The sequence below is a fragment of the Halopseudomonas sp. MFKK-1 genome (assembly GCF_027474385.1).
Taxonomy (GTDB): Bacteria; Pseudomonadota; Gammaproteobacteria; order Pseudomonadales; family Pseudomonadaceae; genus Halopseudomonas; species Halopseudomonas aestusnigri.
In genome coordinates this window covers 980,353-997,149 of the sequence record NZ_CP114836.1, presented here as the reverse complement: position 1 = coordinate 997,149, position 16,797 = coordinate 980,353, and the positions used below count along the sequence as shown (strand labels likewise).

Genomic DNA, 16,797 nt, shown 5'->3' with positions numbered 1-16,797 from the left:
GAGCAGCAGCATGGCCGAGCAGGGAACGTCGGTTGACTGGCACGCCATTGACCCGGCCAGCGCGCTTGAGCGTCTGGACAGCACCGATCAAGGGCTGAGTCAGGCCGAGGCGCAAACGCGGTTGCAGGAGCACGGTGCCAACGCCCTGCCGCCAGCACCGCCGGAACCGGCCTGGCGGCGCTTTGCCCGCCAGTTTCAGAACACGCTGATCTATGTGCTGCTGGTCAGTGGCGTGATCAGTTTGCTGATGGGCCATCGGGTCGACGCCGGGGTGATCTTCGGCGTGGTGCTGATCAACGCGCTGGTGGGTTTTGTGCAGGAGGGCAAGGCAACCGCCGCCTTGCAGGCCATTCTCGGTATGACCCGCACCCGCTCGCTGGTCTGGCGCGACGGCCAGCTGCGGACCGTCGACAGCAGCGAGCTGGTACCGGGTGATCTGGTCAGCCTGCAGGCGGGCGACAAGGTGCCGGCGGACCTGCGTCTGTTGCAGTTGAAGGATCTGGCCTGCGACGAGTCGATGCTGACCGGAGAATCGGTAGTGGTGCGCAAGCACCTGGCGGCGACGGCGGCCGCTGCGCCGCTGGCCGAGCAGCACGGCATGGCTTTTATGGGCACGCTGGTGACCGCCGGGGTGGGCCGCGGTCTGGTGTGCCGTACTGCCGCCCAGACCGAAATCGGCCGCATCAGCGAGCTGACCCGTCAGGCCACCCTGGTGGATACCCCACTGCAGCAGCAACTGGCGCGCTTCGCTCGCCAGCTCAGCATCCTGACGTTGATTATTGCCGTGCTGACCATTGTGGTCGGCAACCTGCTGCGAGGACTGGCGCTGGACGACATGGTGCAGGCGGCTATCGGTATCGCCGTGGCGACCATTCCCGAGGGGCTGCCGGCGATTGTCACCATCGCCCTGGCCATCGGCGTGCAGCGCATGGCACGGCAGCAGGCGCTGGTGCGGCGGCTGCCCAGCGTCGAGGTACTCGGCTCGGTCGATGTGATCTGTTCGGACAAGACCGGTACCCTGACCGCCAACGCCATGACCGCCCGCCAGTGTGTGACTGCGCTGCAATTGCACCGCATCGAAGGCGATGGCTATCGGCCCGAGGGCAGCATCATGCCGCCGGCAGACGCTGCCCTGATTGCTGCCGCGCGGGTGGCGCTGCTCTGCAACGACGCCAGCCTGTCGCAGGAAAACGGCCAATGGCAGCTGCATGGCGACCCGACCGAGGGTGCACTGCTGGTGCTGGCGCGCAAGGCGCTGCCGCAGTTCGGTCAGGTGCTTGAACAGTGGCCGCGGGTCGAGGAGCTGCCGTTTGAAAGTGAGCGCCGCTATATGGCGACCCTGCACCGTTGTGACAGTGAGCCAACCGCCCTGCTGGCGGTCAAGGGCGCGCCGGACCGGTTGATGATGTGCTGTGAGACGCAGTTCGGTGCCAACGGTCCCGAGCCGCTGGATCTGGCCTGTTGGCAGGCCGAGCTGAAACGCCTTGGTGCCGAGGGGATGCGGGTGCTGGCGCTGGCCGAGCGACGGTTACCGGCCGATGTCCACGCCGAGCACGGGCTGGTCGAGAAGGGCCTGTGTCTGCTGGCGCTGATCGGCATCAATGACCCGCCCCGACCGGAAGCGATCGACAGCATCGCCCGATGCCATCAGGCGGGTATCCGGGTCAAGATGATCACCGGTGACAACCCGCTGACCGCGGCGGCCATCGGCGCGGAGATGGGGCTGAATGTCGAGCGGGTGCTGACCGGTGCCGAGCTGGATCGACTCGACAGCAAGGGGCTGGACGAGGCCGCGTCTGCTGTCGATATCTTTGCCCGCACCAGCCCGGCCAACAAGCTGCAGCTGGTCGAGGCGCTGCAGCGTCAGGGGCGGGTGGTGGCGATGACCGGTGACGGGGTTAATGACGCACCGGCGCTGCGTCAGGCCAATATCGGCATCGCCATGGGCGGCAAGGGTACCGATGCGGCGCGTGAAGCGGGTGACATGGTACTGACCGACGACAACTTCGCCACCATCGCCCACGCGGTCGCTGAAGGCCGCACCGTCTACGACAACGTGGTCAAATCGATTCTCTACATCCTGCCGACCAGTCTGGCCGAGGCGACGGTGATCATTTTCGCCATCCTGCTCGGCTGGACCCTGCCGATTACCCCGGCGCAGATTCTCTGGATCAACATGGTGACCACGGTCACGCTGGCGCTGGCGCTGGCCTTCGAGCCACCGGAGCCGGGGGTGATGGCGCGTCCGCCACGGCCGGCCGGCCAGAGCCTGATCAGTGCCGAGCTGGCCTGGCGCACGCTGCTGGTATCGGTCTGGGCCGCGGGGCTGGTGTTCTGGCAGTTCGGCGATTACCTGCGCCACGGCGCGTCAGTCGAGCTGGCGCGGGCGGTCGCGGTCAACACGCTGGTAATGATCGAGGCGGTGTATCTGATCAACTGCCGCTTCCTCGATGCCTCGGTGCTGACACCGGCAATCTTCCGCCGCGCCGGGCCGATGCTGGGAGCCATCGTCGGGGTAGTGGTGCTGCAGTTGCTCTACAGCTACCTGCCCTGGTCGCAGCAGCTGTTCGGGCTGGAGTCGCTGTCGGCCGCAGACTGGCGGCGGCTGACAGCGGTCGCCCTGTCGATCTTTGTGGTGGTTGAGCTGGAAAAGGCGTTGCGCCGCTGGCGGGCGGCGCGTCACTCAGCGCGCCAGTAGCAGCGGATCGCCCTCGCCCCTGAGCACCGCCTGTTCGGCGTTGCCGAGCAGGTCGTCCAGCGGGCGGTTCAGCAGCTGTGCTGCCTCGGCGACCAGATGCGCCCAGCTCTGGCGGTTGGCGAACTGCATGCCGAAGGTATCCAGCGTGCCACCGCGGTTGCGGTAGCCGAGGAAGCGACTGGTGCGCGGGCCGGTGTCGAGGCGCCGCAGCACCCCGGTCATCACCTCGGCATGGCCGTGGCAGACGAACAGCCGGCAGCGCGCCGCCGGGATCTGCCGGGCCAGCTCGGCGTCGCTGTGCACCACCGCCTGTTCCATGGCGTCACGCCCCTCGCGCAGCAGCCCCGGCTCGATGATTGCCACCTCGCTGCAGGGCACGCCGTGATAGCGCAGGTGCTGGGCGGCTTGACGCACCGCCTGCAGCTGGTAGGCACCGACGGCCAGCAGTTGCAGTTCGGCACCCGGATCGGCATTCAGCACGGCAAAGCCGGTTTCCGCGGCCGCTTCGGCTTCGGGCACGGTGAGGCAGGCTTCCACCGGATTTTTCGGGGCGACGATCAGCGCCACCTTGCCGTGGCTGGCGTAGACCTTGCGCATCACCGCGACGGCGCTGTGGCTGTCGACCGGAAAGTAGACCGGGGCGCCGTCGCTCATCTCTTGCAGCCAGGCGTCGCACAGGGTCGGGTCTTGGTGGGACTGCTCGTTCTTGCCGTTCTCCCAGGTGTGCGAGGTGGCGATGATCGGCACGCTGAGCCAGCCGGGGGCGCGGCCCAGTTCGCGGGCGTGGCGGCTGAAGATCAGCTCCTGACGCATGGCGCCGAGCATTTTGACCGCAAAGGCTTCATAGCTGACGGCCAGGTTGATGCCCTGGCGGTTGGCCAGTGCCGCGGAGACCACGGCCTCCTCGTTTAGCGCGGTGATCACGCTGCCCTGCAGACCTTCGGCGATGCCGTCTTCGGCGGCGGTGACCCGGTGCAGCAGCTGATCGAGGGTCTGGTTCATGCGGTTGCTGCGCATTTCATCCGGGTTGCCGACCCGCACGCGCAGCTGCGGATTGGCGCGAGTCAGGGCACAGAACCACTGGTCGATGGCGGCCATCGGCGCAGCGGGCTGTTCAGCGGCGATGGGCGGCAGTCGTGGCGTGGGGACCTGAATGCGGGCCAGCGGATGATCCTTTTCCTGCGGACGCTGCTGCTGGCTGTGGGTGCTCAGGGCGGCGACTGCGGCGCGCAGCTCGGCTTCGTCCACGTGCAGCGCGGCGATGCCCTGATTGAAGCGCTCGCGGGCGGCTTCGTTGACGGCCGGGTTGTCGACCAGCGGCAGGTTGTGGGCGGCGTTGGTGCCGGCGCCCGGAAAGCCGAAGCCCTTGACGGTTTCGGCGATGGCGTAGGGCAGGCGCACCGGGTATTCCGCGTCACCGTTGATGACGGATTCGTGGGCGCGGCGCAGGCTGCGGGCCATGCTGATGATGGCCCAGGCAAAGGCGGCCGGATCGCGGCCGTCGATATCGATCGGGTCAAAGCCGTTGAGCGTCAGATGCTCGCGCAGCCAGTCGACACCGCCAACCTGCGCCATGGTCGAGCGCTGGTCGATACGCCGGCCGTTGGCGATCATGATCGGCATCACCAGCCCGCTGTCTTCACCGCGCCACCAGCGCGGCGCCCAGTCGCTGCCGCGCTGCTCCTCGAAGGCGCCGTCGCTGAGGAAGGTCACCAGTTCCTGCCCCGGCAGCGGCATGTGTACGTACTGCAGGCCGGCAAAGCCGAGGTAGCCGCCTTCGCTGATGCCGCCGCCGGTGTGCGGATTGACGTGGCTGCCAAGCGGTACCGCCGGGCGGCCTTCGGCATCAATGGCGTAGCTGTAGAAGTCCTGGCAAAGCTGGCTGAGCCCGGCATCGCTGAACGGGTAGCGCTCGGCCTGCGCCGCGTCGGTGTTGCCCAGCAGCACGTTGACCGCATCAATCGCCGCCACGCAGTGCCCTTGGCCCATCAGCCAGCTGCGGGTAGTGCCGGTCAGGGCGTTGGCCAGCAGGTAACCAACGTAGGCCGGCACCATATTCAGTGCGCCGCCGGTGTGGCCTTCGGGCTGGGGTTTGAAGTCGCTCTGCGCGAGCGGGCGGCCGTCCAGATAGACCTGGCGGGCGTAGGTCATGTGCGCCACCTGGCGCATCGCCGCATTGCACAGCCGGTCGGCGGCCTTGAGCAGCAGCGTAGCCTGAGCCACGGTGCAGGTGCCGTCGGCGGCCAGCTCTGCAAGCAGGTCGCTGATGCGGTCACGGGTCAGAAAATCGTGGTGAATGACGCCGAAGCCTTGGCTCCAGTCGTGCAACGTATCGGTCATGCTGGGTCTCCTTGCCCTGTCTGTCTGCCACGTTAGCAGAGAAAACCGCGGCTGCCTTGCGCTGGGTCACGAAGGCGGCATTTGCGATGGCTGCGGGCGATCTTCGGCAGGGGCAAACGCACAAGCACCCGCATGAAGCGGGTGCCGGGTACCTGTGGCCAGCCGGACGCTACAGCTTGGGTCGGCGGCCCATGATGAAGGACACGATAAACAGCACCAGAAAGACCAGAAACAGAATCTTGGCGATCCCGGTCGCGGTGCCGGCGATGCCACCAAAACCGAGAACCGCAGCGATGATGGCAATGATCAGAAAGGTAATGGCCCAGCTAAGCATGGTCGTTCTCCTTATCAGCAGATCCCGAGCGCTACGGTTTGATGCGCCACAGGTTCCGGGGACGCCGGGGTGGCATCTCGCCACCCCGGCCGGTCGGTTATTGCGCCTTCTTCAGGTCGCGCATCAGGTCATGGCAGGCGCGGACCTTGGGCATTTCGCTGACCAGTTCGGCGCGCATGTCAGGATCGTTGCTCTGCATGGCGTCTTCGAATGCGTGCAGGATGCGATCCTCGGCCTCTTCCAGCTGGGCGATGTAGGTCGCTTCTTCATCACTGGACAGCGCCGCCCGGGTATCGGCGTATACCTGGCGAACCTTGCCGGTGAGCGTGCCGCCGCTGGCGGGTGTTTCCTGGTTGGCGGCAACGCGTTTTTCCAGGGCAATGATCACATTGCTTTTGGCCTGTGACATGTTGCTGAACAGGGTCTTGAGCTCGCTGCTCTTGACCTCATCGCGGGCATGTTCGTAGAAGCGTTTGCCGTCGCGGGTAATTTCGATCAGTTCGTTCAGTTGAGTGGCTGTGTTGCTCATGATCGTTGTCCGTCTCTTGGGTGTATGTGACAGATGCGGGCGCCAGCCGGGGTAAGGCTGGCGCCGGGTGATCAGTTGGCGGTGCGCAGGTTCTCTGCACTCACGCCCTTGACGCCGCGGATATTCTTGGCGGTCTCGATGGCCAGCTCCTTCTCGGCCTCGGTCATGACAGTACCGCCCAGCGTGACTACGCCGTTATCGGTGTCGACCGAGATATCCAGGCCGCTTAGGTTGCTGCTCAGCAGGTAGCTGGATTTCACCTTGCTGGTGATCCAGGCGTCACTGATCGCAGCGCCTGCCTCATCGGCGGCGTTCTGCGCCTTGGCAGCGGCGGTGGCCTCACCGTCGACGCGGATCTGGTTGTCGACGCGATGCACGCCCTCGGTGTCCTTGGCCAGCATGCCGGCCAGATCCTTGGCTTCCTCGCTCTGGGCGGTACCGGTCAGGGTGACGACATCGCCGCGGGTATCGACATTAATGTCCAGGCCCTCGGTGTTGCTGTTCCACATCAGCTTGGACTTGATGCTGGCGGTGGTGGTCGCATTGGTGAAACTTTGCGACAGGCTCGGTGTGCCGGCGGTCTGTTCCTTGCGCTTGGCGTCCGGGTTGACGGTCAGCTGGTTGTCGACGCGCTGCACGCCTTCGATGCTCTTGGCAACCTGCTCGGCCAGATCGCGGTCAACATCGCTTTCGACTTCCCCGCTCAGGGTCGCGACGCCGCTTTCCACATCGACGTCGATGCTAAAGGGATTAAGGTGACGGTTCAGGGCGATGGCGGTCCAGATCGAGCCTTCCTGACGCGCCTCGGTCAGATCGCCTTCCGCAGCATGGGCGGCCAGCGGCATCATGCCCATCAGGCTGGCGGTGGCAGTGGCGAGTGCGATGGTTTTCAGCTTGTTCATGGGTGTCTCTCCTGTAATCGGTTTCCATCAGCGGCCTTTTCGTCGACCGTTGTGAGGATGATTGCAGGGCCTGTGCCAGCTTTTTTATTTTCAGCAAATCCTTTTAAATCAGATGGTTATGGTTCTTTGGCGGAATGCCATGACATGCGCATTGCACGAATGGGCAATATGGGTCGTGCAATTTGCAAGCGGATTTGCTGTCTATCTCCCGTAGGCTGGGCAGAGTGTTGCTGTGATGCACCCGACAGCTCGCTACACTGCCTGAGGTAGTGAGCCGTCATGGTCTGGCCCGCTGCGGAGGTTGGTCCTTTTTCATTTTTTGTCGGAGTCTGTTCCCATGTATGCGCGCGTACTTGCTGTTATGCCTTTGTTGCTGTCGCTGGCGGCTTGCCAGGGCGCAGCAGTCAAACCGGATTATGATCTCACTCACGACTTTGCCGGCGATCAGACCTGGGAGTGGGTCGAGCCGCGGGTGGAATTTCGACCAAGCGATGATCCGCGGATCGGTGGTGAGTTGATGGCCGGACGGATCGAGCAGGCGGTGGCCGAGCAGCTCGACGCCCGTGGCCTGCGCCCGGTGCTGGAGGGCAGAGATGCTGATCTGCAGGTCAAAAGCTATGTGCTGGTCGAGAAGCGGCAGGAGAACGTCACTACCAGCTTTGGCGGCTACTGGGGCACCGGCTGGGGCGGGTTCTGGGGTGGCCCGGCGGTTCAGACATACCCGCTGGACTACCGCGAGTTGACGCTGCAGATTGATCTGCTCGATGGCGATACCGGTCGGCTGGTCTGGCGCGGGGTTGAAAGCGAGCGCATGAGCGAACGCGAGCTGACGCCAAGCCAGCGAGACGAACAGGTGCAGCGGCTGGTGAGCCGCATCCTGGCGGCGTTTCCTCCGTATTAAAGCGAGGCAACCATCGCCTGATCGCCGCGCAGCTTGGTGACATCCGCGCGCGGCGGTGCGCCAAACATGCGGCGGTACTCGCGGCTGAAGTGTGAGGGGCTTTCGTAGCCAACCCGGTAACTGGCGGTTGCCGCTTCCAGCCCCTCGGTCAGCATCAGGCGCCGGGCTTCGTGCAGGCGCAGCTTCTTCTGAAACTGCACCGGCGACATGCGGGTGACCTGTTTGAAGGTGTGGAACAGGGTCGACTCGCTCATGTTCACGTCTTCAGCCAGCTCCCGCACCCGTAACGGCTCGGCAAAGCGGTCCTTCAGAACGGCAATGACCCTGGAGATGCGATGGGCCTGGGTATCGGTGGCGACAAAGTCGCGCAGGCGCCAGCCCATCTCGCCCATCAGCGCCCGATAGATGATTTCGCGACGCACCAGTGGCGCCAGAACGCGCGCATCGGTTGGCGATGACAGCAGCGCGACCAGTCGGGTCATGGCCTGCAGAATGCCGGTATCCAGCGGCGCCACGCACAGCCCGCAAGACGCCGCCGGGCAATCCCGTTGCTGATCCAGTGGCGGCAGTTCATCGCCCAGTTCCAGCACCAGCTCGGCGATCTCCTGCTGATTGAGCGATAGCTTGACCGCCAGATAGGGCGCGTTCGGGGTGGCATCAATGACGCAACCGCCGACCGGCAGTTCGACTGCCGAAATCATGTAACTCAGGGGGCCGTAGAGAATCTCCTTGTCGCCCAGCTGCACGGTTTTGCTGCCCTGGGCGATGACACAGAGCGCAGGTTCATAGACGACGGAACTGAAGCTGGTCGGCTGGTCTGCACGGTAGACCTCAAGCCCGGGAATACGCGTTTCATTGATCCCCTCGTTGATCGCATGCTCGCTGACCAGGTCGGCCAGCTGGCGGCACATGGGCAGGTCCAGTGGCGCTGGCTGAGTGTTGTCGTGTGACACGGTCAATGACCTCCTTCGGAGTTTCGCGACAGTATACGCAGATCAATTGATAACCAGATTACAGTCTTCAGGCAATTGCAGGATCAGGCAATAAGCTTGCAGGATTGCGCAAATCCTTGTGCGGTAAGGCTTGTTCTGCTCCTTTTGGGCGCTTTCTGTTACAGGGTCAGTGCTTGCTACAGCAGAATTAGGCGATTGCCAAATTCTCCGTATTTACAGAATTAGGCAATCTTCGCGCAGGACCGAGCTACCTGAGTGTGGCCCGCCGCACGTATCGTTTACGCCATACCCGATCCCCTTCAACCAACCGACGTGCCCCTCGGCGCGCGGGGATCCCTTTTTTTGCCTGCCAACTATTGCCCACAACACAGGGAGCGATGGATTACATGAACACGCATGCTTTTAACGGCTTTGCCCGTGCTGGCGCGGTCACCGCGCTATTGCTGCTACTAGCTGGTTGCGAGGCCAGCGGCGACCAGGCCAATAACCCGAACTTACCGGCTCCTGAGGTCGATGTGGCGGTGGCGCAGCCGCGCGATGTGACCCTTTGGGACAGCTTTACCGGCCGCATGGCCGCGCCGGAAACCGTGGAGCTGCGAGCCCGTGTCAGCGGTTATATCGACAAGGTGGCTTTTGCAGAAGGTGAGCTGGTCAAACAGGGGGACGTGCTGTTTGTCATCGACCAGCGCCCGTATCAGGCGCGCCTGCAGATGGCCCGAGCGGAAGTGGCGCGCGCCCGCAGTCAGGTGACGCTGGCGGCGCGTGAGGCCGAGCGGGCCGAGCAGCTGTGGCAGCGCCGCGCCATTTCCCGCGAGGAGATGGAACAGCGCAGCGCCGCGCGCAGTATGGCGCAGGCCGCGCTGGCCTCGGCGCAAGCGGCGCAGGACAACGCCGAACTGGAGCTGGCCTATACCGAGGTCAGGGCGCCGGTGTCCGGCCGCATGGGCCGTGCCGAGATTACCCGCGGCAACCTGGCGACCGCCGATGCGACACTGCTGGCGACGCTGGTCTCGGTCGACCCCATGTATGTCTACTTCGAGAGCGACCAGCAGACCGTCGAGAGCAACCCGTATGCTGATGCCATATCCATACCGGTGCGACTGGGGTTGGGCAGCGGTCAGGATTACCCCTACCAGGGTCAGCTCGACTTCGTCGACAACCAGTTCAATGCCGGCACCGGAACGCTGCAGTACCGGGCCGTGATCGCCAACCCCGAAGGGCTGTTCCGTCCCGGCCAGTTCGCCCGGGTGCAGATGCCGGTCGCGGCGGCCCGCCAGGCGATTCTGATCGACCAGAAGGCGGTGTTGACTGACCAGGATCGGCGCTATGTCTACGTGCTGGACGAGCAGAACCGGGCGACTCGCCGCTTTGTCGAGACCGGCCGCCGGGTGGATGGCCTGCTGGTGATCCGTGGCGGTTTGCAGGCCGGCGACCGGGTGGTGGTCAATGGACTGCAGAAGATTCTCTATCCGGGTTTCGAGGTCGCGCCGCAGCTGGTGGCGATGGACCGCAGCCAGCCGGTTCGCAACGAGGTAGCGCTGCAGACGGCGTTCTGACCCTGACCTGATTTTCCCCTTTTAACGATATTGCTGGGGCGTGCTCTCTCGAGCACGCCAAGGGAGCGTATTGCCGTGAATATTTCACGTTTCTTTGTCGATCGGCCGATCTTTGCCTCGGTGCTGTCGATCATCATCTTTGTGGTCGGCCTGATCAGCATCCCGATGCTGCCGGTCAGCGAATATCCGGAGGTTGTGCCGCCCAGCGTGCTGGTCAGCGCGAGCTATCCGGGCGCCAACCCCAAGACCATCTCGGAAACCGTCGCCACGCCGCTGGAGGAAGCCATCAACGGCGTGGAAGACATGATCTACATGAAGTCGGTAGCCGGCAGTGACGGCAGCCTGGCGCTGACCGTGACCTTTGCCCTGGGTACCGACCCGGATCAGGCGCAGGTGCAGGTGCAGAACCGGGTGTCGCAGGCCCTGCCGCGCCTGCCCGAGGATGTACGTCAGCTGGGGGTGACCACGCAGAAGCAGTCGCCCAACCTGATGATGGCGGTGCACCTGATCTCACCGGATGACAGCCTGGATGCGACCTACATTCGCAACTATGCGGTGCTGCACATCCGTGACGAGCTGGCGCGTATTCCGGGTGTTGGTCAGGCCGGCCTGTTCGGTGCCGGCGACTATGCCATGCGCCTGTGGGTTGACCCCCAGCGTGCGACCTCCCTCGGCGTTACCGCCGGCGATATCGTCGCTGCCGTGCGCGAGCAGAACGTGCAGGTGTCGGCCGGGCAGATCGGCGCACCACCGATGCCGCAGGGCTCGGATCTGCTGATCTCGATTAACGCCAAGGGGCGTCTGGACAGCACCGAAGCCTTTGGCGATATCGTGCTGAAGACCGGTGATGACGGCGAGATTACCCGCCTGCGTGACGTAGCCCGAGTCGAGCTGGCGGCGCAGGAAGACTCCCTGCGCGCCCTGCTCGACGGACGTCAGGCGGTGGCCCTGCCGATCTTCCAGTCACCGGGCTCCAATGCCCTGGATGTCTCTACCGCGGTGCGCGCCAAGATGGCCGAGCTGGCCGAGGACTTTCCCGAGGGCCTGAGCTGGGAAGTGGCCTACGACCCGACCGTGTTCGTCAGCACCTCCATCAGCTCGGTGATCACCACCTTGCTCGAAGCGGTAGCGCTGGTGGTGCTGGTGGTCATTCTGTTCCTGCAAACCTGGCGCGCGTCGCTGATTCCGCTGCTGGCGGTGCCGGTGTCGATTGTCGGCAGCTTTGCCGTGCTGCTGATGCTGGGCTTCTCGATCAACACCCTGACGCTATTTGCCATGGTGCTGGCGATCGGCATTGTCGTGGACGACGCCATCGTGGTGGTCGAGAACGTCGAGCGTAACATCGAGCAGGGGCTGGCTCCGCTGGCGGCGGCGCACCAGGCGATGCGCGAGGTCAGCGGGCCGATTGTGGCGATCAGTCTGGTGCTCTGCGCGGTGTTTGTGCCGATGGCGTTTCTGGATGGCATTACCGGCCAGTTCTATCGCCAGTTCGCCGTGACCATTGCCATTACCACGGTGATCTCGGCGATCAACTCGCTGACCCTGTCGCCGGCGCTGGCTGCCACCCTGCTCAAGCCCCATGGCGCCGCGCCGGATCTGCCGACCCGGGTAATCAACCGCAGCTTCGGCTGGTTGTTCCGCCCGTTCAACCGCTTCTTCCAGCGTAATGCCGAGCGCTATGAAGGGCTGGTAGGCCGCAGCCTTGGACGACGCGGCATGGTGTTTGTGGTCTATCTGCTGCTGTTGGGCGTCACCGTGGTGATGTTCCGTCAGGTGCCGGGCGGCTTTATCCCGGTTCAGGACAAGACCTACCTGATCGGCAGCATCCGGCTGCCCGAAGGCGCCACACTGGATCGGACCGAGGCGCTGGCGCGTCAGGTCAGTGACCTGGCACTGGAAACCGAGGGCGTGGCCAACGCGGCGGCCTTTGTCGGCTTTAACGCATTGCAGGGCACCAATACGCCGAACGTCGGTACCGTGTTTATCCTGTTTGATGACTTTGACATCCGTGAGCGCACGGCCGATGAGATTGCCGGCGAGATCAACGGCAAGCTGGGGCAGTTGAAGGAAGGCTTTGCCATTTCCTTTATGCCGCCGCCGGTGTTTGGCCTGGGCGCGGGGTCGGGTTATTCGCTGTACATTCAGGATCGCCGCGGCAACGGCTACGGTGCCCTGCAGCAGGCGACCGACGGGCTGGCGATGCAACTGAGCCAGACGCCGGGCCTGAGCTTCCCGATTACCTCGTATCAGGCCAACGTGCCGCAGTTGGACGCCGAGGTGGACCGCCTGCAGGCCAAGGCACAGGGCGTGCGCCTGGATGAACTGTTCGGCACCCTGCAGCTGTATTTCGGCGCGCAGTACATCAACGACTTCAACCTGTTTGGTCGGACCTATCAGGTGCGCGCCCAGGCGGATGCGCCCTACCGGGATGAGCCAAGCGATATCGACCACCTCTACGTGCGCAACGCCGCCGGCGAGATGGTGCCGCTCAATACCATGGTCAGCCTGAAGCCGAGCTTTGGCCCGGACCCGGTGATCCGTTACAACGGCTACCCGGCGGCAGATCTGATCGGCCAGTCCGATCCGGCCATGCTGTCGTCCACCGAGACGCTGGATACGGTCACTGCGGTTGCAGCCAAGGCGCTGCCGCCCGGCATGCAGATTCAGTGGACCGATCTGAGCTTCCAGCAGGTCAATCAGGGCAGCGCCGCGCTGGTGGTGTTCCCGGTCGCGTTGCTGCTGGTGTTCCTGGTGCTGGCGGCGCTGTACGAGAGCTGGGTGATGCCGCTGGCGGTGATCCTGATCGTGCCGATGTGTCTGCTGGCGGCGATGCTCGGGGTCTGGTGGACCGGTGGTGACGCCAACATCTTCGTCCAGGTCGGTCTGGTCGTGCTGATGGGGCTGGCGTGCAAGAACGCGATCCTGATCGTCGAGTTTGCCCGCGAGCTGGAGATGCACGGCATGGAGACCGTCAAGGCCGCGCTGGAAGCCAGCCGCCTGCGTCTGCGCCCGATCATCATGACCTCGGTGGCCTTTATCGCCGGCGTGCTGCCGCTGGTGCTGGCCGCTGGCGCCGGCAGCGAAGTGCGCAACGCCATGGGGATTACCGTCTTTACCGGCATGCTCGGTGTGACCCTGTTCGGGTTGCTGCTGACGCCGGTGTTCTATGTGGCGCTGCGCAAACTGGCTGGCACCTCGCTTGCCGTTGAGCCGACAGCGCACGCGGAGGAAAAAAATCATGCATAAGCTGTTGCCTCTGGCCCTCAGCGTGATGCTGACGGCCTGTGCGGTGGGGCCCGATTACCAGGCGCCGGAGCCGGTACCGCTGGCCGGCTTCAGCCAGGCCGATGCAGTGGCCGACCAAAGTCAGGACAGCGAGAAGCGCTTCTGGTCCGGCTTCAATGACCCGCAGTTGGCGGCGCTGATCGACCGCGCGCTGGCGCAGAACCTGGATCTGCAAACCCTGCTGGCACGTTATCAGGGGGCTGAAGCGCTGCTGCGCGGCGCCCGTCGGGACCGCTGGCCCAGCGTGACCCTGCAGGGCAGTGCCGGCGAGCAGCGCCTGGCCGAAGTCGAGCGCAGTGAGCCGAGCCGCGACCGGGTCGAGCAGTACTCGCTCGGCGCGGTGGCCAGCTGGGAGCCGGACTTCTATGGTCGTCTGCAGCGGGCGGTGGAGGCCGGCGAGGCGGATCTGCAGGCCAGCGCCGCAGACCTGCAGGCGCTGCAGGTCGCCATTGCCGGGCAGGTCGCCAGTGGCTACTTCACCCTGCGCGGCCAGCAGCAGTTGCTGGCCGTTGCCGAGCAGAATGTCGACCTGCAGCAGCAATCACTGGATATCGTCACCGCCAGGCTGGATGCCGGCCGCGGTACCGAGTTTGATCGGGTGCGAGCGCAGGCGCAGCTGGATGCCCTGCGCGCGGCGGTGCCGCAGCGTCAGGCCGATGTGCAGCTGAGCCTGCACCGGCTGGCAGTACTCACCGGGCAACCACCGGCGGCGCTCAATCAGCAGCTGGCAGAGGCCCGCCCGCTGCCGGCCATGCGTGCGCGCATCCCGGTTGCTACCCCGGCCGAGGTGCTGCGCCGGCGCCCGGATATACAGGCAGCAGAACGCCGTCTGGCGGCGGCGACGGCAAGGATTGGCGTAGCGACTGCGGACCTGTTCCCGCGCTTTACCCTCGGCGCGCTGCTCGGCTCGGTGGTGGGCAGCGACGGTGACCTGTTCAGTGCCGGGGCGCAATCGCGCGCGGTGACCCTGGGCATCGACTGGACGTTTCTTGATGTGGAAGGTGTGCGGGCACGCATCGCCGCGGCCGACGCCACCGGCGCCGAGCGGCTGGCGCAATACCAGCAGACCGTGTTGCTGGCGCTGGAAGAAACCGAAAACGGCTTGGTGCGCTACCGCCACGCGCGGGAGCGCAGCCGCTGGCTGCAGGCCTCCAGCGAAGCTGCCCAGGCTGCCGTGGATCAGGCGCGGCTGCGCTACGAGCAGGGCTATATCGAGTACTTCGAAGTGCTGGATGCCGAGCAGCAACTGACCGCTGTGCGCAGTGATCTGGTGCAGAGCCGGATCGAGACGGCGACCGCCATGGTCAGCGTCTATCGTTCCCTCGCCGGAGCCCCGCCGGTACCCGCGGCGCAGGGTCACGGCATGCCATGACCGGACGGCCTTGCAGACGGCGCTGGGCGAGGTGGTCCAGATCGCGCGGTGGAGAAGCCTGTGGCGTTCTCCACCCTACGAGTCATCGGCGGAAGCTTAGAAGTTGGCGGGTGTCGTCGCGCTGATCAGCACGCAGGGCTCGTCGAACGGGTTACGAAAACGGTGCGGCTGGTTGCTGTCGAAGTAGTAGCTGTCGCCGGTTTCCAGTACATAAACCTCGCTGCCGACGGTCACTTCCAGCTGGCCGCTGACCACGGTGCCGGCTTCTTCGCCTTCGTGGTTGAGCATGTCCGGGCCGGTATCGGAGCCGGGTGGGTAGGTCTCGTTGAGGAAGGAGAAGGCACGGTTGGGGTGCCCCTTGCCGACCAGTTTCATGGTGACTTCGTTGGAGCCGATATCCAGCAATTCGTCGGCGCGGTAGATCACCTTGCGTTGGGTGTCTTCCTCCAGCTCCAGCGAGAAGAAATCGACCAGCGACATCGGGATGCCTGAGAGCACTTTCTTCAGTGAACTGACCGAGGGGCTGACGCTGTTTTTCTCGATCATGGAGATAGTGCTGTTGGTGACGCCGGCGCGTTTGGCCAGTTCACGTTGGGATAAACCTTTGAGTTTGCGGATGGTTTTGAGACGGGCACCAACGTCCAATGGCAGATTCCTCCGGGGAATGGTCGGACTGAACGCCGCAGGGGGGCATTCGACCGGGGGATAATTGCACGGCTGTTCAGAATTTTCAACAGCCGTGCCGCCGCCATCACCCAATGTAGTGACGGGGTACCCGGTTCAGGTTGCAGAACAGCTGGTACGGGATGCTGTCGGCCCAGCCTGCCACTTCACTGGCGTTCAGGCCATCACCCCAGAGGGTCACGCTGCTGCCCAGTCCGCTGCCGGGCAGGTCGGTCAGTTCGACGGTCAGCATGTCCATTGATACCCGGCCGATCAGTCGGCTGCGCTGGCCGTCGACCAGCACCGGTGTACCGTCTTTGGCGTGGCGTGGATATCCGTCGGCATAGCCCATGGCAACCACGCCGACGCGGGTTGGCCGGGTGGTGACGAAGCGTGAGCCGTAGCCGATCGGCTCGCCCGCTGGCAACTCGCGCACGGCGATGATGCGCGAGGTCAGTTGCATCACCGGACGCAGTTTCGCGGCATGCTCCTGCTCGAACTCGAACGGGGTTGCGCCATACAGCATGATGCCGGGGCGCAGCCAGTCGTTGTGGGCCTGCGGCCAGGCCAGAATGCCGGGTGAGTTGCACAGGCTGGCCGGGCCATCGAGCCCGGCAGTGGCGACGGCGAAGGTCGCCAGCTGCTGTTCGGTACGACCGGTGTCGGGCTCGTCGGCGCGGGAGAAGTGGGTGATTTTGGTCAGGCTGGCTACCTGTGGCAGCGCGGCCAGACGGCCCCAGATCGTGGCGTATTCCTCGGGGCTGAAACCAACCCGGTGCATGCCGCTGTCAAGCTTCAGCCAGATGTGCAGCGGTCGGCTGAGGGTGGCCGCTTGCAGTTGCTGCAGCTGGGCATCGTGGTGCAGCACCGCCCAGAGGTCATGCTCGGCCAGCAGTGGCAGCTCGTCGGCATCGAACCAGCCTTCGAGCAGCAGGATCGGGCCGCGAATGCCGGCTGCGCGCAACTCCAGCGCTTCCTCGATGCAGGCGACGGCGAAGCCGTCGGCATCGGCCTGCAGCGCTTCGGCGCATTGAACGGCGCCATGCCCGTAGGCGTTGGCCTTGACCACCGCCAGCGCGCGGCGACCGGACAGCGATTTGGCCAGTTGGTAGTTGTGACGCAGGGCAGACAGATCGATCAGTGCTTGGGCTGGGCGCATGGGTAAGGCATCTTGAATAAAAAAGACGGGGCAATGTGCCCCGTCAGAATATCAGACACCACTGAACGCGTGGGAGCGGTGACTGAGAGGGTGAAACAGGTTTTT

Annotated in this window: 12 protein-coding genes; 5 read left to right on the top strand and 7 right to left on the bottom strand. The window is 64.6% G+C overall.

Features of this window, described 5'->3' with window-relative positions; genetic code table 11:
• Positions 1 to 10 precede the first annotated feature (10 nt).
• Positions 11 to 2,698: a cation-translocating P-type ATPase gene (locus O5O48_RS04480; protein WP_269688267.1), complete on the top strand. Its 2,688-nt coding sequence runs from the start codon at positions 11 to 13 to the stop codon at positions 2,696 to 2,698.
• Here O5O48_RS04480 and O5O48_RS04475 read toward each other — a convergent pair.
• The 4 genes from O5O48_RS04475 to O5O48_RS04460 form a co-directional block, all read right to left on the bottom strand.
• Positions 2,684 to 5,038 (bottom strand): xylulose 5-phosphate 3-epimerase, encoded by a 2,355-nt coding sequence (locus tag O5O48_RS04475; RefSeq protein WP_269688266.1) that lies wholly within the window; start codon positions 5,036 to 5,038, stop codon positions 2,684 to 2,686. The genes O5O48_RS04480 and O5O48_RS04475 overlap by 15 nt on opposite strands.
• Positions 5,039 to 5,207: 169 nt before the next feature.
• The gene (locus O5O48_RS04470) at positions 5,208 to 5,372 is read right to left on the bottom strand and encodes a DUF1328 domain-containing protein (protein WP_088276880.1); all 165 of its coding nucleotides are present in this window, start codon (positions 5,370 to 5,372) and stop codon (positions 5,208 to 5,210) included.
• A 97-nt stretch (positions 5,373 to 5,469) separates the two neighbouring features.
• Complete coding sequence (locus O5O48_RS04465; RefSeq protein ID WP_269688265.1) at positions 5,470 to 5,901, bottom strand: ferritin-like domain-containing protein; 432 nt, start codon at positions 5,899 to 5,901, stop codon at positions 5,470 to 5,472.
• A 71-nt stretch (positions 5,902 to 5,972) separates the two neighbouring features.
• Positions 5,973 to 6,803 (bottom strand): BON domain-containing protein, encoded by an 831-nt coding sequence (locus O5O48_RS04460; RefSeq protein WP_269688264.1) that lies wholly within the window; start codon positions 6,801 to 6,803, stop codon positions 5,973 to 5,975.
• Positions 6,804 to 7,140: 337 nt separating this feature from the next.
• Here O5O48_RS04460 and O5O48_RS04455 point away from each other — a divergent pair, with 337 nt between their 5' ends.
• Positions 7,141 to 7,704, top strand: a complete 564-nt coding sequence (locus tag O5O48_RS04455; RefSeq protein ID WP_269688263.1) for a DUF4136 domain-containing protein — start codon at positions 7,141 to 7,143, stop codon at positions 7,702 to 7,704.
• Here O5O48_RS04455 and O5O48_RS04450 read toward each other — a convergent pair.
• Positions 7,701 to 8,657 (bottom strand): AraC family transcriptional regulator, encoded by a 957-nt coding sequence (locus tag O5O48_RS04450; protein ID WP_269688262.1) that lies wholly within the window; start codon positions 8,655 to 8,657, stop codon positions 7,701 to 7,703. The two genes, O5O48_RS04455 and O5O48_RS04450, sit on opposite strands and share 4 nt — an antisense overlap.
• A 386-nt stretch (positions 8,658 to 9,043) precedes the next feature.
• Here O5O48_RS04450 and O5O48_RS04445 point away from each other — a divergent pair, with 386 nt between their 5' ends.
• The 3 genes from O5O48_RS04445 to O5O48_RS04435 all read left to right on the top strand — a co-directional run bounded on the left by O5O48_RS04445 (position 9,044) and on the right by O5O48_RS04435 (position 14,870).
• A complete protein-coding gene (locus tag O5O48_RS04445) occupies positions 9,044 to 10,213 on the top strand; it encodes an efflux RND transporter periplasmic adaptor subunit (RefSeq protein WP_269688261.1) in 1,170 nt (389 codons plus the stop codon).
• Between the two features lie 75 nt (positions 10,214 to 10,288).
• The gene (locus O5O48_RS04440) at positions 10,289 to 13,459 is read left to right on the top strand and encodes an efflux RND transporter permease subunit (RefSeq protein ID WP_269688260.1); all 3,171 of its coding nucleotides are present in this window, start codon (positions 10,289 to 10,291) and stop codon (positions 13,457 to 13,459) included.
• Positions 13,452 to 14,870: an efflux transporter outer membrane subunit gene (locus O5O48_RS04435; protein WP_269688259.1), complete on the top strand. Its 1,419-nt coding sequence runs from the start codon at positions 13,452 to 13,454 to the stop codon at positions 14,868 to 14,870. The genes O5O48_RS04440 and O5O48_RS04435 overlap by 8 nt, the downstream gene beginning before the upstream one ends.
• Before the next feature lie 96 nt (positions 14,871 to 14,966).
• Here O5O48_RS04435 and O5O48_RS04430 read toward each other — a convergent pair whose 3' ends face one another.
• Both O5O48_RS04430 and alr read right to left on the bottom strand, forming a co-directional pair.
• On the bottom strand, positions 14,967 to 15,515 hold the full coding sequence (locus O5O48_RS04430) for a cupin domain-containing protein (protein ID WP_228245601.1): 549 nt from the start codon (positions 15,513 to 15,515) through the stop codon (positions 14,967 to 14,969).
• A gap of 106 nt (positions 15,516 to 15,621) precedes the next feature.
• Positions 15,622 to 16,692 (bottom strand): alanine racemase, encoded by a 1,071-nt coding sequence (alr, locus tag O5O48_RS04425; RefSeq protein WP_269688258.1) that lies wholly within the window; start codon positions 16,690 to 16,692, stop codon positions 15,622 to 15,624.
• Positions 16,693 to 16,797 lie beyond the last annotated feature (105 nt).

Bases quoted from the DNA above. Each gene is read 5' to 3' on its own strand.
- O5O48_RS04455 (WP_269688263.1), top strand. From the start codon at position 7,141: ATGTATGCGCGCGTACTTGCTGTTATGCCTTTGTTGCTGTCGCTGGCG.
- O5O48_RS04475 (WP_269688266.1), bottom strand. From the start codon at position 5,038: ATGACCGATACGTTGCACGACTGGAGCCAAGGCTTCGGCGTCATTCAC.
- O5O48_RS04480 (WP_269688267.1), top strand. From the start codon at position 11: ATGGCCGAGCAGGGAACGTCGGTTGACTGGCACGCCATTGACCCGGCC.
- O5O48_RS04445 (WP_269688261.1), top strand. From the start codon at position 9,044: ATGAACACGCATGCTTTTAACGGCTTTGCCCGTGCTGGCGCGGTCACC.
- O5O48_RS04460 (WP_269688264.1), bottom strand. From the start codon at position 6,803: ATGAACAAGCTGAAAACCATCGCACTCGCCACTGCCACCGCCAGCCTG.
- O5O48_RS04470 (WP_088276880.1), bottom strand. From the start codon at position 5,372: ATGCTTAGCTGGGCCATTACCTTTCTGATCATTGCCATCATCGCTGCG.
- O5O48_RS04435 (WP_269688259.1), top strand. From the start codon at position 13,452: ATGCATAAGCTGTTGCCTCTGGCCCTCAGCGTGATGCTGACGGCCTGT.
- alr (WP_269688258.1), bottom strand. From the start codon at position 16,692: ATGCGCCCAGCCCAAGCACTGATCGATCTGTCTGCCCTGCGTCACAAC.
- O5O48_RS04465 (WP_269688265.1), bottom strand. From the start codon at position 5,901: ATGAGCAACACAGCCACTCAACTGAACGAACTGATCGAAATTACCCGC.